General features: G+C 70.4%; 30 protein-coding genes. 21 read left to right on the top strand and 9 right to left on the bottom strand.

What is annotated here, in order from left to right:
* Positions 1-71: 71 nt before the first annotated feature.
* Positions 72-1,175, top strand: coding sequence for an NAD(P)/FAD-dependent oxidoreductase (locus ACZ6Z4_RS23400; protein ID WP_465568236.1), 1,104 nt, complete (start codon positions 72-74; stop codon positions 1,173-1,175).
* A gap of 4 nt (positions 1,176-1,179) precedes the next feature.
* Here ACZ6Z4_RS23400 and yczE read toward each other — a convergent pair whose 3' ends face one another.
* Positions 1,180-1,857 (bottom strand): membrane protein YczE, encoded by a 678-nt coding sequence (gene yczE / locus ACZ6Z4_RS23395; protein WP_465568233.1) that lies wholly within the window; start codon positions 1,855-1,857, stop codon positions 1,180-1,182.
* A gap of 62 nt (positions 1,858-1,919) precedes the next feature.
* Here yczE and yczR point away from each other — a divergent pair, with 62 nt between their 5' ends.
* Together yczR and msrA are read left to right on the top strand one after the other, a co-directional pair.
* Positions 1,920-3,365 carry a MocR-like transcription factor YczR gene (gene yczR / locus ACZ6Z4_RS23390; RefSeq protein ID WP_465568230.1) on the top strand — a complete coding sequence of 482 codons (1,446 nt, stop codon included), beginning with the start codon at positions 1,920-1,922 and terminating at the stop codon, positions 3,363-3,365.
* 87 nt (positions 3,366-3,452) lie between these two features.
* Complete coding sequence (gene msrA, locus ACZ6Z4_RS23385) at positions 3,453-4,091, top strand: peptide-methionine (S)-S-oxide reductase MsrA (protein ID WP_465568227.1); 639 nt, start codon at positions 3,453-3,455, stop codon at positions 4,089-4,091.
* A 49-nt stretch (positions 4,092-4,140) separates the two neighbouring features.
* Here the strand turns inward: msrA and ACZ6Z4_RS23380 are convergent, their stop codons facing one another.
* Positions 4,141-4,959 carry a hypothetical protein gene (locus tag ACZ6Z4_RS23380; RefSeq protein WP_465568224.1) on the bottom strand — a complete coding sequence of 273 codons (819 nt, stop codon included), beginning with the start codon at positions 4,957-4,959 and terminating at the stop codon, positions 4,141-4,143.
* A 103-nt stretch (positions 4,960-5,062) separates the two neighbouring features.
* Here ACZ6Z4_RS23380 and ACZ6Z4_RS23375 point away from each other — a divergent pair, with 103 nt between their 5' ends.
* From ACZ6Z4_RS23375 to ACZ6Z4_RS23350, 6 genes are all read left to right on the top strand, one after another.
* Positions 5,063-5,431 (top strand): YciI family protein, encoded by a 369-nt coding sequence (locus tag ACZ6Z4_RS23375; RefSeq protein ID WP_465568222.1) that lies wholly within the window; start codon positions 5,063-5,065, stop codon positions 5,429-5,431.
* A gap of 126 nt (positions 5,432-5,557) precedes the next feature.
* Complete coding sequence (locus ACZ6Z4_RS23370; protein ID WP_465568219.1) at positions 5,558-6,586, top strand: hypothetical protein; 1,029 nt, start codon at positions 5,558-5,560, stop codon at positions 6,584-6,586.
* Between the two features lie 20 nt (positions 6,587-6,606).
* Positions 6,607-6,786 carry a hypothetical protein gene (locus ACZ6Z4_RS23365; protein ID WP_465568216.1) on the top strand — a complete coding sequence of 60 codons (180 nt, stop codon included), beginning with the start codon at positions 6,607-6,609 and terminating at the stop codon, positions 6,784-6,786.
* A complete protein-coding gene (locus ACZ6Z4_RS23360) occupies positions 6,783-6,983 on the top strand; it encodes a hypothetical protein (RefSeq protein ID WP_465568213.1) in 201 nt (66 codons plus the stop codon). The genes ACZ6Z4_RS23365 and ACZ6Z4_RS23360 overlap by 4 nt, the downstream gene beginning before the upstream one ends.
* A gap of 46 nt (positions 6,984-7,029) precedes the next feature.
* A complete protein-coding gene (locus tag ACZ6Z4_RS23355; protein WP_465568210.1) occupies positions 7,030-7,224 on the top strand; it encodes a hypothetical protein in 195 nt (64 codons plus the stop codon).
* Positions 7,225-7,265: 41 nt separating this feature from the next.
* Positions 7,266-8,096, top strand: coding sequence for a DUF427 domain-containing protein (locus ACZ6Z4_RS23350; RefSeq protein ID WP_465568206.1), 831 nt, complete (start codon positions 7,266-7,268; stop codon positions 8,094-8,096).
* Between the two features lie 81 nt (positions 8,097-8,177).
* On the opposite strand, the gene ACZ6Z4_RS23345 is transcribed toward ACZ6Z4_RS23350, so the two are convergent.
* Positions 8,178-8,705, bottom strand: coding sequence for a DinB family protein (locus ACZ6Z4_RS23345; protein ID WP_465568203.1), 528 nt, complete (start codon positions 8,703-8,705; stop codon positions 8,178-8,180).
* An 81-nt stretch (positions 8,706-8,786) separates the two neighbouring features.
* On the opposite strand from ACZ6Z4_RS23345, the gene ACZ6Z4_RS23340 reads away from it, so the two are divergent.
* The 4 genes from ACZ6Z4_RS23340 (at position 8,787) to ACZ6Z4_RS23325 (ending at position 10,717) form a co-directional block, all read left to right on the top strand.
* Complete coding sequence (locus tag ACZ6Z4_RS23340; RefSeq protein WP_465568200.1) at positions 8,787-9,092, top strand: nucleoside triphosphate pyrophosphohydrolase; 306 nt, start codon at positions 8,787-8,789, stop codon at positions 9,090-9,092.
* Positions 9,093-9,207: 115 nt separating this feature from the next.
* Positions 9,208-9,702, top strand: a complete 495-nt coding sequence (locus tag ACZ6Z4_RS23335; RefSeq protein WP_465568197.1) for a DinB family protein — start codon at positions 9,208-9,210, stop codon at positions 9,700-9,702.
* A 187-nt stretch (positions 9,703-9,889) separates the two neighbouring features.
* A complete protein-coding gene (locus tag ACZ6Z4_RS23330; protein ID WP_465568195.1) occupies positions 9,890-10,273 on the top strand; it encodes a hypothetical protein in 384 nt (127 codons plus the stop codon).
* 42 nt (positions 10,274-10,315) lie between these two features.
* Positions 10,316-10,717, top strand: a complete 402-nt coding sequence (locus ACZ6Z4_RS23325; protein WP_465568192.1) for a VOC family protein — start codon at positions 10,316-10,318, stop codon at positions 10,715-10,717.
* Between the two features lie 42 nt (positions 10,718-10,759).
* Here the strand turns inward: ACZ6Z4_RS23325 and ACZ6Z4_RS23320 are convergent, their stop codons facing one another.
* Positions 10,760-11,242, bottom strand: a complete 483-nt coding sequence (locus ACZ6Z4_RS23320) for a GNAT family N-acetyltransferase (RefSeq protein WP_465568189.1) — start codon at positions 11,240-11,242, stop codon at positions 10,760-10,762.
* Between the two features lie 48 nt (positions 11,243-11,290).
* Between ACZ6Z4_RS23320 and ACZ6Z4_RS23315 the strand changes: the two genes are divergently transcribed.
* Positions 11,291-11,470 (top strand): hypothetical protein, encoded by a 180-nt coding sequence (locus tag ACZ6Z4_RS23315; RefSeq protein WP_465568186.1) that lies wholly within the window; start codon positions 11,291-11,293, stop codon positions 11,468-11,470.
* Positions 11,467-12,060, top strand: coding sequence for a chloramphenicol phosphotransferase CPT family protein (locus ACZ6Z4_RS23310; protein ID WP_465568183.1), 594 nt, complete (start codon positions 11,467-11,469; stop codon positions 12,058-12,060). Before ACZ6Z4_RS23315 ends, ACZ6Z4_RS23310 begins: the two co-directional genes overlap by 4 nt.
* A 51-nt stretch (positions 12,061-12,111) precedes the next feature.
* On the opposite strand, the gene ACZ6Z4_RS23305 is transcribed toward ACZ6Z4_RS23310, so the two are convergent.
* Positions 12,112-13,623 (bottom strand): phospholipase D-like domain-containing protein, encoded by a 1,512-nt coding sequence (locus tag ACZ6Z4_RS23305; protein ID WP_465568180.1) that lies wholly within the window; start codon positions 13,621-13,623, stop codon positions 12,112-12,114.
* 48 nt (positions 13,624-13,671) lie between these two features.
* Between ACZ6Z4_RS23305 and ACZ6Z4_RS23300 the strand changes: the two genes are divergently transcribed.
* Positions 13,672-14,385: a hypothetical protein gene (locus ACZ6Z4_RS23300; RefSeq protein ID WP_465568177.1), complete on the top strand. Its 714-nt coding sequence runs from the start codon at positions 13,672-13,674 to the stop codon at positions 14,383-14,385.
* Here the strand turns inward: ACZ6Z4_RS23300 and ACZ6Z4_RS23295 are convergent.
* The gene (locus tag ACZ6Z4_RS23295; protein WP_465568174.1) at positions 14,369-15,739 is read right to left on the bottom strand and encodes an FAD-binding oxidoreductase; all 1,371 of its coding nucleotides are present in this window, start codon (positions 15,737-15,739) and stop codon (positions 14,369-14,371) included. The two genes, ACZ6Z4_RS23300 and ACZ6Z4_RS23295, sit on opposite strands and share 17 nt — an antisense overlap.
* Before the next feature lie 157 nt (positions 15,740-15,896).
* Between ACZ6Z4_RS23295 and ACZ6Z4_RS23290 the strand changes: the two genes are divergently transcribed.
* Positions 15,897-17,123 (top strand): lactate racemase domain-containing protein, encoded by a 1,227-nt coding sequence (locus ACZ6Z4_RS23290; protein ID WP_465568170.1) that lies wholly within the window; start codon positions 15,897-15,899, stop codon positions 17,121-17,123.
* A 16-nt stretch (positions 17,124-17,139) separates the two neighbouring features.
* Here the strand turns inward: ACZ6Z4_RS23290 and ACZ6Z4_RS23285 are convergent, their stop codons facing one another.
* Positions 17,140-18,051, bottom strand: a complete 912-nt coding sequence (locus ACZ6Z4_RS23285) for a GTP-binding protein LepA (RefSeq protein ID WP_465568167.1) — start codon at positions 18,049-18,051, stop codon at positions 17,140-17,142.
* Between the two features lie 253 nt (positions 18,052-18,304).
* Here ACZ6Z4_RS23285 and ACZ6Z4_RS23280 point away from each other — a divergent pair, with 253 nt between their 5' ends.
* Positions 18,305-19,759 (top strand): flavin-containing monooxygenase, encoded by a 1,455-nt coding sequence (locus ACZ6Z4_RS23280; protein WP_465568164.1) that lies wholly within the window; start codon positions 18,305-18,307, stop codon positions 19,757-19,759.
* A 262-nt stretch (positions 19,760-20,021) separates the two neighbouring features.
* Here ACZ6Z4_RS23280 and ACZ6Z4_RS23275 read toward each other — a convergent pair whose 3' ends face one another.
* The gene (locus ACZ6Z4_RS23275) at positions 20,022-21,395 is read right to left on the bottom strand and encodes a cystathionine beta-synthase (protein WP_363665426.1); all 1,374 of its coding nucleotides are present in this window, start codon (positions 21,393-21,395) and stop codon (positions 20,022-20,024) included.
* Between the two features lie 76 nt (positions 21,396-21,471).
* Between ACZ6Z4_RS23275 and ACZ6Z4_RS23270 the strand changes: the two genes are divergently transcribed.
* The 3 genes from ACZ6Z4_RS23270 to ACZ6Z4_RS23260 all read left to right on the top strand — a co-directional run bounded on the left by ACZ6Z4_RS23270 (position 21,472) and on the right by ACZ6Z4_RS23260 (position 23,950).
* Complete coding sequence (locus ACZ6Z4_RS23270; protein WP_465568161.1) at positions 21,472-22,518, top strand: SGNH/GDSL hydrolase family protein; 1,047 nt, start codon at positions 21,472-21,474, stop codon at positions 22,516-22,518.
* 228 nt (positions 22,519-22,746) lie between these two features.
* Positions 22,747-23,553: a mycofactocin-coupled SDR family oxidoreductase gene (locus ACZ6Z4_RS23265; protein WP_465568158.1), complete on the top strand. Its 807-nt coding sequence runs from the start codon at positions 22,747-22,749 to the stop codon at positions 23,551-23,553.
* A gap of 166 nt (positions 23,554-23,719) precedes the next feature.
* Positions 23,720-23,950, top strand: a complete 231-nt coding sequence (locus tag ACZ6Z4_RS23260) for a DUF4287 domain-containing protein (protein ID WP_184797718.1) — start codon at positions 23,720-23,722, stop codon at positions 23,948-23,950.
* A gap of 84 nt (positions 23,951-24,034) precedes the next feature.
* On the opposite strand, the gene ACZ6Z4_RS23255 is transcribed toward ACZ6Z4_RS23260, so the two are convergent.
* A complete protein-coding gene (locus tag ACZ6Z4_RS23255; RefSeq protein WP_465568154.1) occupies positions 24,035-24,418 on the bottom strand; it encodes an ester cyclase in 384 nt (127 codons plus the stop codon).
* Between the last annotated feature and the right edge of the window lie 29 nt (positions 24,419-24,447).

The following is a 24,447-nucleotide window of genomic DNA, read 5'->3' as shown; positions in this document are numbered from 1 at the left end:
CCGTTCGCGGTCCGAGCCTCGCTGCGCTTGTTCGGTGTCGGCGCGCGGCGGTCGCCTGCTAGAACACCGGTATGGCGGAGCGCAGCATTGTCGTGGTCGGCGCCGGCATCGTCGGCGCATCGCTCGCGTACCACCTGAGCGGACAAGGCCGACCGGTCACGCTGATCGACTCGGGCCTGCCGGGGTCGGGCGTCACGCGGGCGTCGTTCGCGTGGATCGGGCGGCCGGTGACCAGCGACCGGCCCTCGGCACTGCTGCGGTACCTCGCGGTCGACGAGTACCGGCGGCTGGAGGCGGAGCTGCCCGCGCTGGCGATCCGCTGGACCGGATCGCTGGTCTGGGACGGCTTCGACGACTCCCCGGGGCCACTCACGCGCGACGCGCGGGCGCTGGAACCGAACCTGATCGATCCGCCGGCTGAAGCGGCTCACCATCCTGACGACGCGGCGCTCGATCCGGTCGCGGCGGCCGAGGTGCTGGTCGCCGCGGCGCGTGCGCGAGGCGCGAAGGTGCTGGTCGGTACGACGGTGACCGCGCTCGAACAGCACGCGGGAAGGGTGACCGGCGTACGGACCACCGCCGCGACAATCGCCGCCGACACCGTCGTGCGGGTTGCCGCCGGGACGACTCGCGCCGACACCGTCGCGCGGACTGCCGCCGGGGCGATTCGTGCCGACACCGTCGTGCTGGCGGCTGGTACCGGGAGTGTCGCACTGTGCGCGGGGGTCGGCGTCGAGCTGCTGGTCGAGCCTTCGCCCGCCATCCTCGTGCGGTTGCGCGCGAAGCCCGGCGTGGTCCGGGCGATCGTGGCGACGCCGGCGCTGGAGGCCAGGCAGCTGGACGACGGGACCGTCCTCGCCCCCACGGTCTACTCAGGTGAAGCCGATCAGGCCGCGCTGCACGCGACCGCACAGCGCGTACGAGACCGGTTCGCCGCGTTCTTCACCGGTGCCGGCGACACTGAGGTGATCTCCGTCGACGTCGGCTGGCGCCCGATGCCCGTGGACGACGAGCCGATCATCGGTGCACCGGCGACCACCGAAGGCCTGTACGTCGCGGTGATGCACTCGGGGATCACCCTGGCCGCCGCAGCCGGCCGGCTCGCCGCCGCCGAGATCCTCAGCGGACAGCCGGCGCCCGAGCTCGAAGGCTGCCGACCCACCCGCTTCCGCTGAACTGCTACACCTTCGCGCGCTCCGGCAGCCGCACCGTGAAGAGCGGCAGCAGGACGTGCACGAGCGGGCCGATCGCCAGCGCGTAGGCGACCGTCCCGAGGCCGACCGCGCCGCCGAGCAGCCAGCCGATCGCGAGCACCGTCACCTCGATGCTGGTCCGGACGAGCCGCACGCTCAGGCCGGTACGGCGTACCAGGCCGGTCATCATGCCGTCGCGCGGGCCCGGGCCGAACTGGGCGCCGATGTAGAGCGCGCCGGCCAGCGCGTTCAGCACGATGCCGCCGACGGTCAGGAACAGGATCCGCACCCAGAGCGCGTCCGGCGTCGGGACCAGCGACAGCGTCAGGTCGGTGACCAGGCCGATCACGATCGCGTTGCTGATCGTGCCGAGCCCCGGCCACTGCCGCAGCGGGATCCACAGCAGCAGCACCAGGAAGCTCATCGCGATCACCACCGTGCCGAAGGTCAGCGGCAGGTGCTCGGTGATGCCGGAGTGCAGCACGTCCCACGGGTCCAGGCCGAGGTGGCTCTCGATCATCAGGCCCATCGAGGCGCCGTACAGGACCAGGCCGACGTACAGCTGGACCAGGCGGCGCGGGAGGCGACCGGCTTTCAGCTGCTCGATCGGGTTCAGCGCGGCCAGGGTCCGAGGGGGTGCGGTGGGTTCTGCGGTGGCGGTCACACGCTCCAGTTTGCGCGCCAGTGGCCTGGTGATCGATAGCCAATTGCGCAATAGTGGACTGCATGAGCGGCCAACAACTCCCTGCGAGCACCCTGACCGGCCTGCTCGGCGGCTGGTCCGACGACGGCGGCCCGGCGTACCGGGCACTGGCCGAACGGCTCCGGCTGCTGATCGCGGACGGGCGGATCATGCCCGGCGCGCGGCTGCCGAGCGAGCGGGAGCTGACCGACGCGCTCGGAGTCAGCCGGACCACCGTCGCGTCGGCGTACCGGGAACTGCGCGACCGCGGGTACCTGACCAGCCGGCGCGGGTCGGGCAGCGTGACCGCCTTGCCGTCGCGGATCGAGCCCGAGCTCGGGCGGCACCACGCACCGGGGATCGACACCGACGGGCTGTACGACTTCACGTGTGCGGCGTCGCCGGCCGTACCGGGGATCAGTACGGCGGTCGCGGCGGCGATGGTGGACCTGCCGCATCACCTCGCGACGCCGGGCTACCACCCGCAGGGGCTGCCTGAGCTGCGCGCCGAGATCGCAGCGTCGTACGAAGCGCGGGGGCTGCCGACGTCACCCGACCAGATCATCGTCACCGCGGGGGCGCTGGCCGCGACGTCGATCGCGGTCCGCGCGATGACGCAGATCGGCGACCGGGTGCTGACCGAGAGCCCGACGCACCCGAACTCCGTGGACTCGATCCGGCGCAGCGGCGCCCGCGTCGTCGCCGCGCCGATGAGCCCTGGCGGCTGGGACCTCCCGTTGCTGGAGGCAACGATCAGGCAGACCGCGCCACGGGCGGCCTGGATGGTGGTCGACTTCCAGAACCCGACCGGTGAGCTGATGCCGGCCGCCGACCGGCAGCGGCTGGCGATCGCGTTCGCGCGCAGCCGGACCACCGCGATCATCGACGAGACCCTGTACGAGCTGCCGCTGGACGGGCAGGAGATGCCGCCGCCGTTCGCGTCCTTCGACCCGTCCGGCGTGATCACGGTCGGGTCGGTGAGCAAGTCGTTCTGGGGCGGGCTGCGGATCGGCTGGCTGCGCGCGCCGGAGTCGCTGGTCGCGCGGATCCTGGACGCGCGGGCGTCGATGGATCTGGGGGCGCCGGTGCTGGAGCAGCTGGTCGTCGTACGGCTGCTGCGGGAGCGCGCTGCGATCTTGCCGGAGCGGCGGGCTGGACTGCGGGAGCGGCGGGACGCGCTGGCGGCCGCGGTGCGGTCGGTGCTGCCGGACTGGCGCTTCACGCTGCCCGGCGGCGGGCTGTCGCTGTGGTGCGAGCTGCCGGCTGCTGTCGGGTCGTCGCTGGTGGGGGTGGCGCAGCGGAACGGGGTGCTGCTGGTCGCTGGGTCGCGGTTCTCGCCGGAGGGTGGGCTGGAGACGTTCATGCGGTTGCCGTACACGCAGGATCCGGACACGCTGCGTCACTCGGTGGAGCTGCTGGCGGCGTCGTACGGGCAGTTGACCGAGCGGGGGCCGGCGGCCCGGCGTACGGCGTCGGCGTTGATCGCCTGACGTCATCGTGGCGTAATGCCGGGCGGGAAGGTTCGCTCCTGGGGTCGTGTTGAGACACTATGAAAGTCATTCTGCGAGAGGCGTGAGATGTCGTTCTTCAAGCGCAACACCGCTCTGGTCGAGCAGTCGGCCGCCCTGCCCGGCCGCCCGGAGCCCGGCTACGCCGTCCCGGCGGACAACATCGTGCTCGGTACGCCGCAGACGGCGCCGGTGCCCGAGGGCCTCGAGGAGGTCTGGTTCGGCACCGGGTGCTTCTGGGGCACCGAGGAGATCTTCTGGCAGCAGCCCGGCGTGTACACCACGGCGGTCGGCTACGCGGGCGGGTACAGCCCCAACCCGACGTACGAGGAGGTCTGCACCGGCGGAACCGGCCACACGGAGGCCGTCCGCGTCGTCTACGACCCCACCAAGACCACCTTCACCGACCTCCTGAAGGTCTTCTGGGAAACCCACGACCCGACCCAGGGCATGCGCCAGGGCAACGACCTGGGCTCCCAGTACCGCTCCGCCATCTACTACACGACCGAGGCCCAGCGCGCGGAGGCCGAGCGCACCCGCGACCTCTACGCCCCGGTCATCAAGCCCCGAGGCTACGGCGACATCACCACGGAGATCGCGCCGCTGGGCGCCTTCTACTACGCCGAGGGCTACCACCAGCAGTACCTGGCCAAGAACCCGAACGGCTACCGGTGCCACAGCAACACCGGGGTCCCGTTCCCGGCCTGAAAGCCTGACCGAGGGCCCCACCGCATCGCGGTGGGGCCCTCGACGCGTTTCAGGCCAGGCTCGGCAGGACGCTCTCGACGGCCTTTGTGTTGATGCCTGCGGCGCTTGTCCACCAGCACGCCGGATAGGCCTGGTCGATGAACCGGCGCGAGGGTAGGGCCCTTCGGCTCCACGGGACGAAGCCGTCGGCGTAGCCGCGGTGGTCGGTGGTGTCGAGCACGCCGCAGATCCCGAGGATGTCGATGAGGACCTGGCGCTCGGACCTGTTGCCTTTCAGCGGCTTGAGGTGGGTGACGGCCTGGGCTGCGGTGACGCCTTTCGGGAACTCGCTGAGGGTGGCGAGGATCGTGCGGCCGAGCCGGCGATCGGCGGCGGTGGGCTCGAGCTGCGGGGCTCGGTGGAACTGCTGCAGGTCGAAGGCGGCGTAGATGACGCTGTCGTGGCGAGCGCCGCCCCACTTGAAGCGCTCGAAGTTGAGGACGTTGAGGTCCTGGGCGAGCGCGTCGTCGTACAGGCCGCAGATCGCGCAGTGGCCTTCGGCGCCGGGTGTGAAGCTGTGGGCGGGGAGATCGCGCGCGACCAGGTACGACGCCAGCGCCGAGCGGAGGTCCAGGCGGCGCGTGGTCAGGCTGGCGACGAAGGCCGCTTCGACCTCCTCGAGGGTCGTCTCCCCCGCCGCCGCTCGTGCAGCTGCGACCCAGGCGTCGTGGTCGAGGGCGGCCGGTTCGGCGAACATCACGCCTCGGTCGACTGCGGCGCTGAGCGTCTCGTCGGTGGGCCATTGGACCGGCCGGCGCCATCCCGCCGGGGACCAGAACGTGTCGAACAGTGGCCGGAGGCTGCTCGGCGACGGGTCGTAGGTGTGCACGAGTCAGATGATGCCGTTCAGACCATGCCGTCGGTAGCGTGTCGGATTCGGGGGGCGCCGTTCGTAGTACGGGTGATGGGTCACCTGGACAAGGAGTGTTGAGATGGCGAAGTACCTGATCTCGTTCGACAAGGGCGCGATGGATCACATCCCGGACGAGGACTTTCCGGAGGTGGGGCGGGCCGGGCATGCGGTGTGCCGGGAGGCGAAGGAGGCTGGGGTGTTCGTGTACTCCGGTGGGCTGGACTACGACGCCGAGGATCCGAAGTACGCCGTCGAGCCTGCGGTGGTGGGGGTGGACGGTGTGGTCACCGACGGGCCCTATCCGGAGAGCAAGGAGTTGATCGGCGGGGTGTTCATCGTCGAGGTGCCTACGCGGGCAGAGGCGTTGGAGTGGGCGGCGAAGGTCGCGGCGGCGTGCCGGTGTGCGCAGGACGTGCGGAAGTTCATGTACGACCCGGACGAGGTCTGAGCCTGCGGTTGTCGCCTGATCACCTTGTGTTGCGTCGTTTGTGCTGTTTTCACCGGGGTACCGGCCTGGCGGCTGGGGGCCTGGTACGTGGTCGTGACGTCATGATCAGATCAGGGAGGCAGCAACATGGCCGGAACAGGGACCGCCGGACGGCTGGTCAAAGCCTGGGGCCACGGGGTGAAGGACTTGCCGCGCAACACCACCTGGCTGCTGTCGAAGGCCTTGGCGCCGTTGGAGGCGACCAAGGACGCGGCCGGCAACGCGACGCAGGCAGCAGGTAGCGGGTTGGTCGATTTCGCTCGGCAGGCTGGGGCGTCCGTCATGGACGTGCTGCCTGTCGGCGACTCGATCGAGCTGAAGCTGCAGCGGGCGCGGGCCGCGGCCGACGAGGCGCAGCAGGCGGAGGAGCAGGCTGTTCGGGAGGCCGAGGCCGCCAAGGCTCACAGCGATGACGCGCGGCAGGTCGCCGAGCGGTGCCGGGCGTACGTGCGTGACGTCGAGCGGGAGCAGAGCCAAGAGGTCAGCGACAAGGTCGCCGAGGCTCGGCGGGAGGCCGATGCGCGCGTCGAGCGGGCGCGCGGGTCGGCGCAGGCGGACGCGGATCGCGTGGTGCAGCGGGCGAAGGCCGAGGCCGACGAGCGGGTCGCGAAGGCGCGCGAGGAGGCTGAGGCGGCGCAGGCGAAGGCGAAGCAGGCGATGGCTGACGCGACCGCGAGCCTTGCGGAGGCGCGGCGGTTGGCCGACGAGGCCACCGAGGCGACGAAGGCCGCTGCCGAGGAGGCGCATCGGCAGGCGGCGCAGCTGGCGGCGTCGGCCGATCGCGAGGCGCGGAGTGCTGACGAGCGGGTTGCCGAGGCCGAGCAGGTGCGGTCGCGAGCGACTGCGTCACGCAGTACGGCGGCACGCAGCACGGCCGCTCGCAGCACGGCCGCTCGCAGCACGGCCGCTCGGAGTACGGCCGCCCGGAGTACGGCCGCACGCACGACCGCCTCGCGGCCCGCCGTACAGCGCAAAGGTCGCGCCCGGGCCGATCTCAACGAGATGACCAAGACCGACCTGCTCGACCTCGCCGGGAGCGAGGACGTGAAGGGCCGCTCGTCGATGAGCAAGACCGAGCTGGTGACCGCGCTCGCCCGCGGATCGAGACGGCGCTGACGCCGGCAGGAGGAACGACGATGAGACTGTTCCACAGGAAGAGCCGGTGGGAGCGGATCGTCGAACCGGTCGCGACCGGGGCGACGAACGCGATGCGCCGCGGCGCGGTGCGCAACGGCGTGGCCGCGGGAGTCGCGGCGATCGGGATGAGCGTCGCCAGCGCGGTGGTGTCCTCGCGGCGCCAGAAGGACAAGCGATGAAGCTGCGGACGGTCGCCGTGTTCGGCGTCGGGTACGTGCTGGGAGCCAAGGCGGGACGGGAACGCTATGCGCAGATTGTCGAAGCGGTCCAGACGGCGTCGCAGCGGATCGACGAGGTCCGGCGCGAGCGCGGCAAACCCGCTCAGCACGGGAAGAACGGACTCGACAGCTATCTGGACGAGCCCAGCCGGAACTGACACGCTCGACGGCGGTGCACTGGTCCGGACGTCGCTGGTCGCGCGGTTGCTCGGCGTACGGCTGCTGACGGTCGAGGGGACGGTGCTGCTCGCGCCGGTCTCGTTCGGTACGGCGCCTGGCGGCCGTCTGGACGTCGGCACGCCGATGGGCGGTAGGGCGGCCGAAGCCATCGGCGCGCGGCTCGGCCCGACCGCCCGGCTGATCGACCAGAGCGTCGACGAACTGCGCGCGCTGGACTGACCCCCTATCGCCCAGCGCGCGGCGAACCTACGCTGGCGAAGGTGAGCACGAAGGTGCAGGACCTGCTGTTCGGGGGCTTTCCGCTGCTGCGGTACGAGCCGACCGAGATGCGGGTCCGGGTTCGCGACGGGGAGTTGCTGGTCGCGGACACGGTGCGAGCGATGCTGGTCTGGGAGCCGCGCCGGATCGTGCCCTCGTACGCCGTACCGGTCGCTGATCTGCGCGCCGGGCTGACGGCGTCGTCGCTGCCGTCGATGCCGGCGCCGGAGCGGATCCTCGACCCGGGGACGCCGTTCGCGGCGCACTCGTGCCCGGGTGAGGCGGTCGATCTGGTGGTCGGCCGGACGCGGTTCGCCGGGGCGGGGTTCCGGCCGGAGGACGCGGAGCTGGCGTCGTACGTGGTGCTCGACTTCCGGGCGTTCGAGGAGTGGTACGGCGAGGACGACCGGCTGTTCGCGCACCCGCGCGATCCCTACCACCGCGTCGATGTGCGGCCGAGCTCGCGGCCGGTGCGGATCGAGGCGGACGGCGTACTGCTTGCTGAGAGCAACCATCCGGTGCTGGTCTTCGAGACGAGTCTGCCGACGCGGTACTACGTGCCGCTCGAGGATGTCGTCGCGGAGCTGACGCCGAGCGAGCGGATCAGCGAGTGCGCCTACAAGGGGCGGGCGTCGTACTTCTCGACGGCCGGCTACCGGGATCTCGCGTGGATGTACCCGGCGCCGCTCGACGGCGCGACACCGCTGGCCGGGCTGGTCGCGTTCCTCGACGACAAGCTCGACGTGTTCATCGACGGGGAGCCGCGGCGGGCCCTGTCGTCGCCGGCGGCCGGGCTGTTCAACGACCGCTTCGGGCTGAAGAACGACGCCTGAGTCGGGCTTCAGCACGACGCCTGAGTCGGGCTTCAGCCCGGCGCCTGACCGGCTTTTGGCGCCGGCCAGGCGTCGGACGGCTCAGCCCATCGACTTCTGACCGTCGATCGTCTCCCGGATGATGTCGGCGTGCCCGGCGTGCTGCGCGGTCTCCGCGGTGATGTGCAGGAAGACCCGGCGGACCGACCAGAACACCCCCGGCGGCTGCCACGGCGCGGCCGGCAGCTCGTAGGTCGTGTCGAGGTCGAGCGTCTTCACCAGCTCGTCGGTCGCGGCGGCGACCTTCTCGTACTCCGCGAGCGCGCCGGCCAGGGTCTCCCCCTCGGTGAGCCGGAACTTGTCCTCCCACGCCGCGATCACCTCCGGCGTGAACTCCACCTCCGGCACCTCCGCGCCGCCCCCGTTCACCGCGAACTCGGCCCAGTGCTGCTCGACCGACGTCACGTGCTTGATCAGCCCGCCGACGGTCAGCGCACTCACCGTGCTCCGCGTGTTCGCCTGCTCGTCGGTCAGCCCCTGCGCCGTGTGCCGCAGGAAGTACCGGTGCTTCCCGAGGAACTCCAGGATGTCGGCCCGCTCACCGGTCAAGGTCTGCTCGTTTGTCGTCATGCAGATGACTCTAGAAGGGGTAGCGGCCAGGTTGTGTCCTCTTCTCCAGGCGATGTCCGAGGGGCTTGCTGGAATGGCCGGGTGCGGAAACTGGTGCGGGATCGGATGCCGGAGATCATTCGGGCGAAGGGCGAGGAGGCGGTGGTCTACCGGGCTGACGCTGCGGAGTACCGGCGGCGGCTGCGGGAGAAATTGGTGGAGGAGGTGGATGAGTTCCTGCGCGAGGGCGAGCGGGAGGCCGCGCTGGAGGAGCTTGCGGACGTGATGGAAGTGGTGCGGGCGCTGGCTGTTGATCTGGGGGCCAGTGCGGAGGAGGTCGAGCGGATCCGGGTGGCGAAGGCGGCGGAACGGGGTGGGTTCGCCGAGCGGGTGGTGTGGACCGGGTGAGGTCTCCGGTGTCTCCGTCCGGTTGAGCGCGCATTCTCAACGCTCTCGAGCTTCAGCAGCGTGGTTCGTCGTACGGCGGGCTGATTCTGTCGGTGGCTGGTGGGAAAGTCTGTGCATGGATGCGGCGGACGGGTTGTTGGTGGAGTTTCTCGATGCTCAGCGGGGGCGGGTGTTCGAGGTGTTGGACGGGTTGGGGGACGAGGAGTTGCGGCGGGCTGTGTTGCCGTCGGGGTGGGCGCCCTTGGGGTTGGTGGAGCATCTGGGGCATGCGGAGCGGCACTGGTTTCAGCAGGTGACGTTGGGGGCGGCGGAGGCGTTGCCTTGGGAGCGGTTGCCGGAGGACGACGCGGACGGGCCGTTCACGACTTCGCGGAGTGCCGAGGATGTGTTCGGGTTCTACCGGCGGCAGATCGCGGTGGCCAACGAGGTGCTGGTGTCGACTTCGTTCGACGCGGCGCCGGTTGGGAAGCACGGGTTCGGGCCGGAGCCGGTGGAGTTGCGGGTGATCGTGCTGCACATGATCGAGGAGACGGCGCGGCATCTGGGGCATCTGGATGCGGCGCGGGAGCTGATCGACGGGGCGGTTGAGCTGGGGCGGGATCAGTGGTGACGGAGGGCGAGACCGAGCAGGTCGAGAGGGGCGTCCACGGCAGCGTCATACGAAGCGCAGAGAGCCAATTGAATCTTGTACGGACTGCAACGACGACGCTACGGCCCGTCGCGACGGAACGGGAGAGGGTGGCTGGCATTCTCTGCGGATGGTGATCGAGCGGCGCAGTCCGTGGTGGCGGGGGTCGGTGAGTACTGATCTTGCGGAGTTCCTGATGGTGTTCTCGCACGGGCAGGTGAGCGAGATCGTGCCGGCGCGCTGTGACGGGTGTGGGGACTCGGTGTTCGTGGTCGGGATCGACGAGCAGCACGGGTACGCCGTACGCCGGTGCGCCGGGTGCGACCGGCCGTGGGTGATGCTCGGCGGGACCGACTGGTCGGACGTGCAGCGCGCGGTCTGCCCGTGCGGCGGCGAGCTGTTCGAGGTCGCGGCCGGGTTCACGGAGCGGCTCGACGGGGAGCTGGGCTGGGTGTACCTGGGGCTGCGGTGCACGACGGACGACGTACTGGGGTTGTACGGCGACTGGCGGATCCCGGCCCGGCCGACGCGGAAGCTGCTCGATCTCGTCTGATCCTCCGGGTGGCATCCTTGGCATCCGATCGAGGAGGCCTGGATGGCGTTGCGGTGGTACTCCGTGGTGGTGGACTGCGTCGATGTGCGGGCGCAGGCGGCCTGGTGGGCCGAGGCGCTGGACTGGCGGGTGATCCACGCGAGCGACGACGAGTGCGTGATCATCCCGTCGTGGGTCGACGAGGCGGTGATGCGGGAGACGCAGTGGGAGCGGGTCGGGCCGGGGATCGTGTTCGTGCCGGTGCCGGAGGGCAAGGCGGTGAAGAACCGGCTGCACCTCGACTTCGCGCCGCACACGAGCCAGGACCGCGAGGCCGAGATCGCGCGGTTGCTCGCGCTGGGCGCGAGCCGCGTCGACGTCGGGCAGCCGGAGGGGCCGAGCTGGACGGTGCTGGCTGATCCGGAGGGGAACGAGTTCTGCGTGCTGAGCTCGCGGGACAGCTGACCGCGCGGGCGAGCGTACTCGCGGGGCGAGCGCCAGGGCTGGTCAGTCGCCCGAGGTCAGCCGCAGGTCGACGAACGCGATGGTGTCGCCGGGCAGCACGTAGCGGTCGGTCTCGACGAAGCCGTGGTGCTCGGCGAAGCGGAGACCCTCGAGGTTGCTGGCGAGGATCACGGTCTCGATCTCGGCGGCACCGAGCTCCTTGGCCTTGGTCAGGCCGCGCTGGTAGAGCAGCTCGCCGTACCCGCGACGCCGGTACGCCGGGAGCACGCGCGCGATCACGGTCGCCGCCGGCGACTCGCCCGGCGCTGCCGGTTCCTCAGCCACCTCTTCAGGCGGCCGCACCGTCGAGCACCCCACCAGCACCTCCCCCGCGTACAGCACCTCCAGATGATTCCGCCCCGCCCGCTCCCGCACCTCCGCGCTGGACAGCGCCGCCGTCGGGATGATCGCGTTGTGGACCTCCCGCCAGTCCTCGATCGCCCGCTCGTCGCCCGCCTCGACCACCACCACCCGCAGCTCGCTCATCCGCCCACCCAACCCGCCGAGGACCAACCAGGTCAACCGGAGCCGCCCATGCACAACCACACCCCGCCCGGCTACGTCTGCCCGTTCTGCCGCCTGATCGCCGGCCGCGCGGACGCGCTCACCAGCCAGCACGACGTCGTACGCCGTACCGACGGCGCCCTCGCTTTCGTCGCCTCGCGCTGGTGGCCGAACAACCGCGACCACTTCGAGCAGGAGGAGCACCGATGATCGGCCCCACCCACGAACTGCTGCCCGAGGCAACCATCACCCAGCCGGGCCGGATCGTGTTCCTGAACGGGACATCGAGCTCCGGAAAATCCACCCTCGCCGAGGAGCTGCTGCGCACGCTCGACGGCGCCTGGTACCACCTGGCGATCGACCACTACCACCGGGCGCGCTCGCGGCACGACTGGTCGGAGGAGGAGTTCCTCCCGATCTTCCAGCGCACCGTCCGCGGCTTCCACCGCGTGGTGGCCGGGATGGCGTCGGCGGGGAACGACGTCGTCGTCGACCACATCCTCGGCGAGCGGTGGCGGGTCGCCGACTGCCTGGAGACGTTCGCGGGCCTGCCGGTCTACCTCGTCGGTGTGCACTGCGCCCTGCCCGAGCTCGAGCGCCGCGAGCAGGCCCGCGGCAACCGCACGATCGGCCGGGCCGCGCTGCAGTTCCCGATCGTTCACGAGAACCTGCGGTACGACGTCGAGGTGCACACCGACCAGCAGACCGCACAAGACTCCGCCGCGCAGGTCGCCGCCCGGCTGAGCGAACCCGCGACAGCCTTCGAACAGCTCAGGACCGCAAAACCTTCGCGCTCGTGACCACGCTCCAGGAAAACGCGGGAGAAGCACTTCGCAGCCAGGGACAACCAGCTAGTACTCCCCGTGCCGCCGCATCCGGCGCGGCCGGCCGTCCGGGTCGTAGACGTGGTCGAACACCGGTCGCGCCCAGACTCGTTGCCATCGGCTCACTTCAGCGGGCCGATGGCAACGAATCTGCCCGGCCGGCCGCTCTCCCACAGCACCCGCTGAATGCCAAGCATCCAAGGCTTCAGCCGTCCGCCGCCACAACGAGAAACCCTCGACCGGATCCAGATCACCAGCGACCCCGAGATGCTCCGCCCACAGCTCAGCACGCAACCCCCGAGCTACCTCAGGCGAAACCACGGCACACGTCAGCTCACTGTCGTTCGTCCAGGACCGCCGGTTGAAGTTGTCCGACCCGCAAGCGAACCACTCGTCGTCGATCAGACAAACCTTCGCGTGCACGTAGATCGGCACCCCGTCAGCGTTCTCCAAGTCGTACACCGCAACCCGAGGCGACTTCAGCAACGCCAACGCCCGCCGCTGCCCGTCCAACGCCGGCGGCCCGGTGAACCGCCCGTCAGCATCCGGATAGCGCGGCACCACCACGATCACCCGCAACTCCGGCGACCGCTCCAACGCCTCCTGCAGCGCCGCCGCCACATCCCGCGACCAGAAGTACTGATCCTCGATGTAGATCAACGACCGCGCCCGCCGCAACGCCTTCAAATATCCGCGCGCGATGCTGTACTCACCCCGAGGCGCAAACGGAAACCCCGGATGCTTGTGCGCGTAGGTCCGCAGCACCTGCACCGCACTCCGCCCGGCCGCGGGCGGATCAGGAAACGACTCCGGCAACGCGGAAGGATGCCGGGGCATCCGCGACAACCGCTGCACGAACAGCCGGTACGGCGTCCGCCGATCGAGCGGATGCGGGTCGTCCCACCGCTCGACGAAGGTCCGCAACAGATCCCCGACGACCGGCCCGCGGATCTCCAGCGCCACGTCGTGCCACGGCGTCCGCGACCCGTACCGTGGATCCATCGGCGCCTGCTGCGGATCCCCGCGATGCGTCGCATCGTCCCGGCGCTGGTGCGACAGATCGATTCCGCCGACGAACGCGACATCGGCCGAACGATCGTCGAGGTGCTGGATCACGAACAGCTTCTGGTGGTGCGAAGCGAGACGCCGTACCCGCTGATCGAGCAGCACCTCCGCCCCCGCCTCGTTCAGCGCCGTCCCGAGTCGCTGGTTCTCCTGCGCGTTGAAGCTGACGTGGTCGGAGTGCGACCGCCAGAGCAGCCCGCGCACCTCGACACCGTTGCGCGCGAGGTCGCACAGCACCTCACCGACGCTCGTGCCGTCGGGGATCAGCGCCTCGTCCTGATCCCCGCGCCAGTCGGTGAAGTAGACCCGGTCACCCTTCTCGAGCCGGCACAGCTCGTCGTACAGACGCTGGAAGTACGTCGCACCGTGGACCAGCGGCCGGACCAGGTTGCCCTCGGACCAGGAGCCGTCCCGGTCGATGTCCGTCCCCGCGTTGCCACGCTCACTCGCCGTCAGGAACCAGTCGTGCTTCATCTCGTTCCAGTGCCCAGCCGGCCGCAGACCATGAGAGGCTGACCGGCGATGCGCACGCGAAACTGGCTCCTGGCCCTCGGTCTGCCCGCCTCGATGGCCTGGTCGGTCGCGGTGACCGCCGCGCTGCCGGACTGGCTCTCCCCGGCCGAGGACTGCGCCCTGACCGCCGGTCGTGCGTCCAGCGCCGGCGTGACCGTGCGCGACTCCTGGTTCCCGCCGCGCGCGAGCTGCGACTTCGGCGACGGCCAGGTCCACGAACTCATCTCGACAACACAGTCAGCCGTCCTGACCGTGCTCGGCGTCCTGATCGCACTCGCTGTGCTCGCCGGACTCACGCTCTGGGTCAAGAGCCCCCAGGACGAAACACCACGCACAGCCGAGAACGTCGACCTCCGCCAGCGCCGCCGAGCCCACCTCACCAGCGGTCTCGTCGTCGGCGCCCTCGGCACCGGCGCCCTGCTCACCCTGGTCGTCGTCGGCTTCGTCTTCGGCGGCCCACCCGGCGTGGTCAGCGCGGTCCTGATCGGCATCGTCGGCCTCACCGCCGCGACCACCGCCCTGGACCGCTCGGTCGGCCCACTCCCGAGCACCCGGAAGCAGTCCCGCCGCCGCGGCGCGACCCTGACCGCCCTGATCCTCGTCTGCGCCTCGATCGGCGCCGTCCCGCGCTTCCCGTTCCCTCAGTTCGGCGTCCTGGTCCTCGCCGCCGCCCTGTTCGGCGCGACCGTCCTGATCCAGTGGTCCATCACGACTGAGGCTTGATGTTCTGGTTCAGCCGGAACACGTTGTCCGGGTCGTACTCCGCCTTCACCCGGGCCAGCCGCCGGTAGTTCTCCTCGCCGTACCCGGCGACCACCCGGTCCTGCCCCTCGTCCCCGATGAAGTTCAGGTAGACCGCCCCCGTCGACCACTCCCGGACATCGGCGCACACGTCCCGCGCCCACTGCGTCCCCCGTACGTCGTCCGCCGGGTCCGACCACACCCCGAACGGGTGCACCACCCACGCGGCCGACCGGTGCGGCAACGGCCACTTGTCCGCCTCCCGCGCGACCGCGCCACCCCACGGCACGATCATCTGCTGCGACGGAGACGGCGACAGCATGTCGCCCGCCCGGCTGCAGAACGCGGCGACCGCCTCGTCGGGCAACTCGTTCAGGTGCTCGGCCGACCAGTAGTTCCGGAACCCCGGCGGGTCGTCGAGCGCCGACTGCAGCGCGGCGTACGGCATCTCGGCCACCATCACGCCCTCGGGCGTCAGGTCGAACAGCGGCCGCAGCACGTCCCGCGTCGCCGCCTCGTCGCCCAGATGCACCGCCGCCGCACCCACGAGGCGCCCCCCCTGCAGATGCAGCGGCACGAACTCCTCCGGCGGCCCGGTCAGGAAGAACGTCCCGCCCCCGAGCTCCTCCGGCGCACCGCCCTCGATCAGATCCCGATAAGCCCGTACGACGTCCGGCCCGGCGGCCGCCGGCCAGAGCAGCAGCGCCAGCGTGACCACCGGCAGCACCTGCAGCCGGAAGGTCAGCGCCGTCGCGACCCCGAAGTTCCCACCCCCACCGTGGAGCGCCCAGAACAGCTCGGTGTTGCGGGTCTCGTCCGCGATCACCAGCTCGCCGTCGGCCGTCACCAGCTCGACCGAGACCAGGTTGTCGCAGGCCAGGCCCCACTTGCGTTCCAGCCAGCCCGACCCGCCCCCGAGGGTCAGCCCGGCGACGCCGGTGGTCGACACCCGGCCGCCGGTCGTGCCGAGCCAGTACGGCTGGCACATGCTGTCGAAGTCGCCCCAGGTCGCCCCGCCGCCGACCCGCGCGATCCGCGCGTCGGCATCGACCTGGACCGTGTTCAGCCGGCGCAGGTCGACGACGAGCCCTCCGTCGCTGACCCCCGTTCCCGCCACGCCGTGCCCGCCCCCGCGGACCGCGATCTCGAGCCCCTGACCGACGCCGTACCGGACCGCGGCGGCGACGTCGGCGGCCGACTCGCACTGCGCGATCATCGCCGGCCGTTTGTCGACCATCGCGTTGAACACCGTGCGCGCCTGCTCGTAGTCCGGATCCCCGGACCGCAGCAGGCGGCCCCCGAACCCGAGCGGACGCGTGATCACCGTGTCGGACATGGGAACTCCCCCTCGATCTCATCCCCAGCTGACAGGCTCGATGCTGCTCCCGCGGGCGTCCCCGGTCAACGCCTCGATTCCCTTACTACGTTGGGTTTCCGGGCGGTCACCCCAGGCAGTCGACCCCCGGCAATCGCTTACCAACTACCCTGGTGCCATGCTCGACTCTTCTGTGATCGGCGACAGCACCCGGACGCTCACCGAGGACGAGGTCACCACCTTCGTCCAGGACTCGCTGGCCTCGGCCGGGCTGGACGGTCGCAGCGTCTGCGTGATCGTGCCCGACGCGACCCGCAGCTGCCCGCTCCCGCTGCTGCTGAAGGCGGTCCACCAGGCGCTCGCCGGGCGGGTCAGCAAGCTCACCGTGCTCGTTGCCCTCGGCACCCACGCCGAGATGTCGCCGGAGGCGCTGCGGGAGCACCTCGGCGGCGAGTACGACGTACTGAACCACGAGTGGTGGAAGCCCGAGACGTTCGCCGAGCTCGGCACCATCGACGCGCGCCGGGTCGGCGAGATCTCCGACGGGCGGCTGCACCAGGAGATCAGCGTCAAGCTCAACCGCGCTGTCGTCGAGCACGACGTCGCGCTGGTCGTCGGCCCGGTCTTCCCGCACGAGGTGGTCGGTTTCTCCGGCGGCAACAAGTACTTCTTCCCCGGTGTCGCCGGCCAGGAGGTGATCGACCTGTCGCACTGGCTCGGCGCCCTGATCACCAGCGCGAGCATCATCGGTACGACGGGCACGACGCCGGTCCGCGCGCTGATCGACGAGGCCGCCGCGCTGATCCCGGCCGAGAAGCTCGCGCTGTCACTCGTCGTCGAGTCGGGCACGCACAACCTGCACGCCGTCGCCTTCGGCGACACCCAGTCGTCCTGGCGCGCCGCGGCGGAGATCTCCGCGCAGACCCACGTCCGCTACCTCGACCACCCGGTCCGCCGGATCGTCTCGCTGATGCCCGAGCGCTACCAGGACATCTGGACCGCGGCCAAGGGCTTCTACAAGGTCGAGCCGGTCGTCGCCGACGGCGGCGAGGTGATCCTGTACGCGCCGCACGTCCGGCAGTTGGCCGCGATGCACCCGGAGATCGAGGAGATCGGCTACCACTGCCGCGACTACTTCGTCGGCCAGTGGGAGAAGTTCCGCGACCTGCACTGGGGCGTGCTCGCGCACTCCACCCACCTGCGCGGCGCCGGCACCTGGGACCCGGCAACCGGCGAGCACCTCCGCGTCCAGGTCACGCTGGCGACCGGCATCGGTGAGGACGTCGTCCGCCGCGCCAACCTCAACTACCTCGACCCGGCCGCGTTCGACCTCGCGGCGTACGAGAACGACCCGGAGACCCTGGTCATCCCGAACGCCGGCGAGATCCTGCACCGGCTGCGTTAGGGCGGGAGCCCCGCCCTCAGCCCTCGGGGCTCAGCCTCGGCCCCGGGAGCTTGCTCTTCACCAGGTCGGCCTCGGCCTTGGCCGCCTCGACCGCCTGCCGCAGCGCGTCCACGACGTACGTCGGCACCCGCAGCCCCTTGCGCGTCGCCCACAGCAGCTCGTGCTCGACGCGGGCGATCTGCTGCGCGTGATGCACGACGTCGGAGTCCTGCTTGGACATCCCGAGCGCCTCCATCACCCGCCCGAAGTCGGCCCGCTGCCGCTTGTGGTCGACCCCGACCGGCGTGAAGGTGAGCCGCCGCAGCGACCGGACCAGCCACTTCTGCCAGCCGCTCATCTGACCCCACAGCCCGCGCGAGGACATCTGGTAGAAGGCGAAGTGCCCCGGCTCCTGACGGCGGATCGGCGCGATCACGGTCTCCGAGATCGCCCGCTCGTCCAGCTCGCGCAGCCCGCTGTGCAGCTGCCCGTACGCCAGTACGGCGGACCGCTCGGTCGCCATGCCGGTCAGGTAGTAGAGCATCCGGCTGACGTCCTGCACCGGCCCGAACCGGCCGAGCGCGCCGAGCAGCCGGAGCCGGATCGACACCTGGGTCAGGTCGGCCTTGAGCGGGTCGAGCCCGATGATCGCCTGCAGCTTGTCCAGGATCTCGCCGTGGCGGGTCTCCTGCGGCATCCAGACGTCGGCGTAGAAGTGCCGGTCGACCTCCGGTGGGTTGGGCAGCAGCGCGGCCAGCTCGAGCACGTTGCGCTCGACCTCGAGCTCGACCCGCGCCATGTAGCTGAGCACCGGGCCGAACCGGCGCGCGATCAGACCGGGCTGGTTCATCGTGTAGTCGACGCTGTCCAGCTCGATCGGCGGATGCTCCTCACCGAGCTTGTCGACGTGCTCGGTCAGCCGCTCGTCCAACTTGTCGCGTCCGCTCATCCGACCGGCCCGTCGTGGGTCGTCGCAGCGTTCACGTCCGCCTCCTCACGAGACACCTGGCAGGGTCACCAGAATAAAGAACGGTTGTTCTTTGACCTAACGAGTATCGGGTCACCGAGCCAGTGAATCCGTTCACACTCCGGGGAGTGAGCACGCGGACCGGTGAGCGGGAGGTCTTCGGAGCCGACGCTGGACCGGATCGGAGCAAGCCGACCCTTACCTCCTAGCCTAACCCGCCGGTAACCTTCCGGTCATGGGTCAGACCGAGGTCGTTGTCATCGGATCGGGTTTCGCCGGGTTGGGCATGGCGATCAAACTGCGCGAAGCCGGGATCGAGGACTTCGTCGTCCTCGAGCAGGCCGACCGCCTGGGCGGCACGTGGCGGGACAACACCTACCCCGGCTGCGCGTGCGACGTCCCGTCGTACCTGTACTCGTTCTCGTTCGAGCAGAACCCGCGCTGGCAGCGGATGTTCGCGCCCTGGGACGAGATCCTGGCCTACCTGGAGCACTGCGCGACCAAGTACGGCGTCGCCGGCAAGATCCGGTACGGCGCGGAGGTGACCGAGGCCGCGTTCGACGAGACGACCGGCCGCTGGACCGTGACGGTCAACGGCGACGAGACGATCGAGACCCGCGCCCTGGTCGCCGGCGTCGGCAGCCTGCACCAGCCGAACATCCCCGACCTGCCCGGCCTGGACACGTTCGCCGGGCCGGCCTTCCACTCCGCCCAGTGGGACCACAGCCAGGACCTGACCGGCCGCCGCGTCGCCGTCGTCGGGACGGGTGCGAGCGCGATCCAGTTCGTGCCGAAGGTCGCCGAGCAGGCCGCGCAGCTCGACCTCTACCAGCGCACGCCGCCGTGGATCACCGCCAAGCCCGACCGCGCGATCGGGCGCCGCGAGCAGGCCCTGCACGCCCGCTTCCCGACCGGGCAGCGGATCATCCGGGACGCGATCTTCTGGGGTCTGGAGGCCCGCGGCCTCGGCTTCGCGGGCAACCCGAAGCTGATGAAGGGCCTGGAACTGCAGGCCCGCCGCCAGCTCGGCAAGCAGGTGAAGGACCCGGTACTGCGGGCGAAACTGACCCCGGACTACCAGATCGGCTGCAAGCGGATCCTGCTCTCCAACGACTACTACCCGGCGCTCACCCGGCCCAACGTCGACGTGGTCACCACCGGGATCAGCCGGATCACCCCGACCGGCGTGGTCGATGCCGAGGGCATCGAGCGACCGGCCGACGTACTGGTTCTCGGCACCGGTTTCGAGGTCTCCGGCAACCTGCTGCGGATGCGGATCCTCGGCCGCGACGGCACCGACCTGGCCGACCACTGGAAGCAGCAGGGCATCGGCGCCCACCTCGGCATCACCGTCGCCGGCTACCCGAACCTGTTCCTGCTGGTCGGCCCGAACACCGGCCTCGGCCACTCCTCGATGGTCTTCATGATCGAGGCCCAGGTCCGGTACGTCGTCCAGGCGCTGCGCCTGCTCGGCCGCGCGACCTCGATCGAGGTCCGCGAGGACGTCCAGGAACGCTTCGTCGACGAGGTGCAGTCGGAGCTGGACGGGACGGTCTGGGAGTCCGGCTGCAACAGCTGGTACCTGGACGCGCAGGGCCGCAACTCGACCATCTGGCCGGAGTTCACCGTCGGCTACTGGCGCCGGACCCGGCGGCTGAAGCCCTCGGACTTCGTGCTCACCCGGGGATGACCCGGACTCCCTTGGTCGTAGCGCTCAGGGTCCGGCGTACGACCAAGGGATGAGCCGGAGTCGGGCCCAAGGGCCGATGTCCGGACGGGCCTGGACGGACACCATGGATGACATGAACCTCATCCAGATCCTGAGCGCAGTTGTCATCGTCGGCGGTGTCGTGATCACCGCCCTGATCGCCATCGTCCCGACCGTCATCGACCGCTGAACCTCAACTTGCCGTAAGCAACGAATGCAGTAGCCGCAGGCAAGCGTCCGTGGCTCAGTCGACGGCGATGTGGCTCAGCAGGTCCTGCCGGGTCAGCACGCCGACCGGCTTGCCGTCGTCGAGCACCATCAGCGCGTCCCGGCCCTCGAGCAGCGCGACCGCCTTCGACACCTCTTCGCCGGCGCCCAGCGAGGGCAGCGCCGGGTCCATGTGCAGTTCGACGATGTCGGCCAGCCGGGCCTTCCCGCTGTAGAGCGCGTCCATCAGGGTCCGCTCCGAGACCGCACCGGCCACCTCGGCCGCCATCACCGGCGGCTCGGCCCGAACGACCGGCATCTGCGATACGCCGTACTCGCGCAGGATCTCGATCGCCTCGGCGATCGTCTCGTGCGGGTGGGTGTGCACCAGCGGCGGCATGCTGCCGTCCTTGCCGGCCAGCACCTCACCCAGCGTCGTGCCCTGCCGGGTGTGCGCGAGGAAGCCGTACTGCGCCAGCCAGTCGTCGTTGAAGACCTTGGTCAGGTAGCCGCGGCCGCCGTCGGGCAGCAGCACCACGATCACCGCGTCCGGGTCGTCGATCTCGTGCGCGAGCCGGATCGCCGCGGCCGCCGCCATCCCGGCCGAACCGCCGACCAGCATCGCCTCCTCGCGGGCCAGCCGCCGGGTGACCGCGAACGAGTCCGCGTCGGAGACCTCGATGATCCGGTCGGCGATCGTCTTGTCGTAGGTCTCCGGCCAGAAGTCCTCACCGACACCCTCGACCAGGTACGGCCGGCCGGAGCCGCCGGAGTAGACCGAGCCCTCCGGGTCCGCGCCGATGACCTGCACCTTGCCGCCGGAGACCTCCTTGAGGTACTTGCCGGTGCCGCTGATCGTCCCGCCGGTGCCGACACCCGCCACGAAGTGGGTGATCTTGCCCTCGGTCTGCTCCCAGATCTCGGGTCCGGTGGACTCGTAGTGCGAGATCGGGTTGTTCTCGTTGGCGTACTGGTTCGGCTTCCAGGCGCCCTCGATCTCGCGGACCAGCCGGTCGGAGACGTTGTAGTAGGAGTCCGGGTGCTCCGGCGCGACCGCGGTCGGGCAGACCACGACCTCCGCGCCGTACGCCTTGAGCACGTTGCGCTTGTCCTCGCTGACCTTGTCCGGGCAGACGAAGACGCACTTGTAGCCCTTCTGCTGGGCCACCATCGCCAGCCCGACCCCGGTGTTGCCCGACGTCGGCTCGACGATCGTGCCGCCGGGCTTGAGCTCGCCGGAGGCCTCCGCGGCCTCGATCATCCGGACCGCGATCCGGTCCTTCACCGAGCCACCGGGGTTGAAGTACTCGACCTTGGCGAGGACGAGCGGCGTGGCGCCGTCGGTCGTCTTCGTCAGGCGTACCAGCGGGGTGTTGCCGACCAGGTCCAGGAGTGAGTTCGCGTAGCGCACGAATCTCACTGTATGGGATGCGCGTGTTTCCCCCTATTTCACTTGCTTCGGTGTCACAGCGTGTAATCCTTGAACCATGAGCACAGCCCGGGCCGCGAAGCGACTGGCCCAGGCCGCAGCCTTCGGTGGTGGGGGACTCGGACTGATCGGCGCCACGCTGTACGGCGTACTGACCGCGGAAGCGCGGTACGCCGCGCGCGTGATCGGGCCGATGAAGGCTCACCCGGCCAAGGGCGACGGCCTGTACGGCCGGTATCCAGGTCGACCGATCACCTTGGCGATGATCGGCGACTCCAGTGCGGCCGGATACGGAACGTCGTCGGCCGACGAGACCCCGGGCGTCCTGCTCGCGTGCGGTCTCGCCGAGCTCGCGCAGCGTCCGGTCCGGCTCGTCGACGTGTCGAAGGTCGGGGCCAAGTCCACTGATCTCGCGCCGCAGATCGACACCGCGCTGCTGTCCGGGCCGCACGTCGCGGCGATCCTGATCGGCGCCAACGACGTGAAGTCGCAGATGCCGCCGTCGGTCTCGGTCCGGCTGCTCGACCACGCCGTCCGCCGGCTGCGCGCGGCCAACTGCGAGGTGGTCGTCGGCACCTGCCCGGATCTCGGCGTGGTCCGGCCGATCATGCCGCCGCTGCGGCAGGTCGCCCGGTCCTGGAGCCACCGGCTCGCGGCCGCGCAGACGATCGCCGTCGTCGAGGCCGGCGGGCGGTCGGTGTCGATGGGCTCGCTGCTCAGCGAGGTCTTCCGGACCGACCCGCGGATGTTCGGGCCGGACCGGTTCCACCCGTCCGTGACCGGGTACGCCGCGGCCGCCGCGGCGTTGCTGCCGTCGGTCGCGGCCGCGATGGGGGTCGGGACGGAGTCGTTCGTCCAGCCGGAGGCGTTCCGCGGCGAGGCGGTGCTGCCGATCGCGGAGGCCGCCGTACAGGCTGCTCGTACGGCCGGCACGGAGGTGGCCCCGACGGAGGTCGCGGGGCGCGAGCGGGGTCCGCGTGGGCGCTGGGCGCAGCTGCGGCACCGGCGCCGGCACCCGAAGGCCGACATCGAGCGCGTCGACGAGGAAGGCTCGGAAGAGCTCGGCCCGGAGGCCGGCAAGTCGATGGCCGGCTCGCCGTCCTGAGGCGGCCGGGCCGGTCCTCCCGGGCACTCGCCGGCGCCAGGCACTCCCCGGCGCCAGGCACTCCCCGGCGGCAGGCACTCCCCGGCGCGAGGCGCTCGCCCTGAGCTGACGGTTCAGCCGCACTGGATCCCGGCGACGTTTCGCCAGGATCCCGACTTTTCCACGTCCTTCGATCAGTAGCTGAATACGGTACCGCCGTACCGATTTCTACTCTCGAGGGGAACCACCATGACGCGAGTGCTCGACAAGGTCGCGCTGATCACCGGAGCCGGCCGCGGGCAGGGCCGCAGCCACGCCGTCCGGCTGGCCGAGGAGGGCGCCGACATCATCGCGCTCGACATCTGCGCGCCGGTCGACGGCATCAACTACCCGATGGCGACTCCGGAGGACCTGGAGCTGACCCGCGAGCTGGTCGAGAAGACCGGGCGCCGGATCGTCACCGCGGAGGTCGACATCCGCGAGCGGCACGCCCTGGGCGAGGCCGTCGACGCCGGCGTCGCCGAGCTCGGCGGGCTGGACATCGTGGTCGCCAACGCCGGTGTCGCGACGATCGCGCACTGGAACGAGTTCCCGCAGGCGCAGTGGGACGCGGTGATCGGCACCAACATCACCGGCACCTGGAACACGCTGCAGGCCACCGTCCCGCACCTCCTCGAACGCGGTGCCGGATCCGTCATCGCGACCGCCTCGACGGCCGGCCTGGTCGGCATGCCGTTCCTGGAGCCGTACGCCGCCTCCAAGCACGCGGTGATCGGCCTGGTGCGTTCGCTGTCGATCGAACTGGCCGAGCAGAACATCCGGTTCAACGCGGTCTGCCCGACCGGTGTCTCCGGCACCGGCCTGGACAACAGCCCGGGCGGCGAGGTGATCGCGGCCGCCAGCGAGCGGGTCCGTTCGGCGTACCTGAACGCCTTCGAGATCCAGACCGTGCAGACCATCGACGTCAGCAACGCCGTGCTCTACCTGGCCTCCGACGAGTCCCGCTACGTCACCGGTACGGCGATGTCGGTGGACGCCGGACTGGTCGTGCTCTGAGCGTTTCGCCGGGGTTGCCGAGGGCCCGGATCTCCCGTGCAGGAAGGGCTGCGGTGAAATCGTGCGTCCGCTGAGCGGCGACTTTCATCAAGAGGCCCTTGCCTGCACGGATTTCGTGATGCACAGTCGATAGCACTACGCACGACCCCGACGACGGGAGGCGAAGATGGGCCTGAACCACTCCGAGGAGACGCACAAACGTCTGGTGGAGAAGGTGCCCCAGTGCACCGGACGCGAGATGACCGAGTGGTTCGGCCTGATGAACGACGGACCGTCGTTCTCACGCTTCGACGACAGGGTGAGATGGCTTTCCAGCGAGTACGCCCTCGCTCACGGGCACGCCACAGCCATCGTTCACGAATACGACCTGGTCAAAGCGCACCGGCGAATGGGCTGACGAGCCGAACAGGAGTCGAATTTCGCGCGGGCCTGCCCTTTCAGGTGGAGGGGCAGGCCTGCTGCGTTTCCGGGCTGACGTGAGTCACTCGCGCAGCCGGGCGTTGTCGGCCGTCCCCTCGACCTCGACGATCTGCCCGTCGACGACCCGGTACAGGTCGAACTCGTCGGTCTCCACCTTGGAGCCGTCGCCGTCCGCGCCGAGGAACTCCCAGTGCCGCGTCCCGGTGTCGTACAGGTGCACCGCGAGCCACTCCCCCTCGACCACCGCGCGGCGCAGCTCCCAGCGGTAGTCCGGGAAGATCATCGTCGTCCGCCGGACGCCGGCGACGTACTCGGCGCGTGAGCGCGTCTCCCCGTTGACCAGCACCTGGTCGGCGACGAACGCCGCCACCGCGTCCCAGTCGCGCCGGTTGCACGCGTCCAGGTACTCGCCGTACCACCGCACGATCTCGTCCCGACCGGTCATCTTCTGATTGTGGACGCAGACAGGGCCGG

This window comes from Kribbella sp. NPDC104740, from assembly GCF_055583505.1.
Note: the sequence above shows the minus strand (reverse complement) of the source record. Positions and strands in the feature narration are given on the sequence as shown.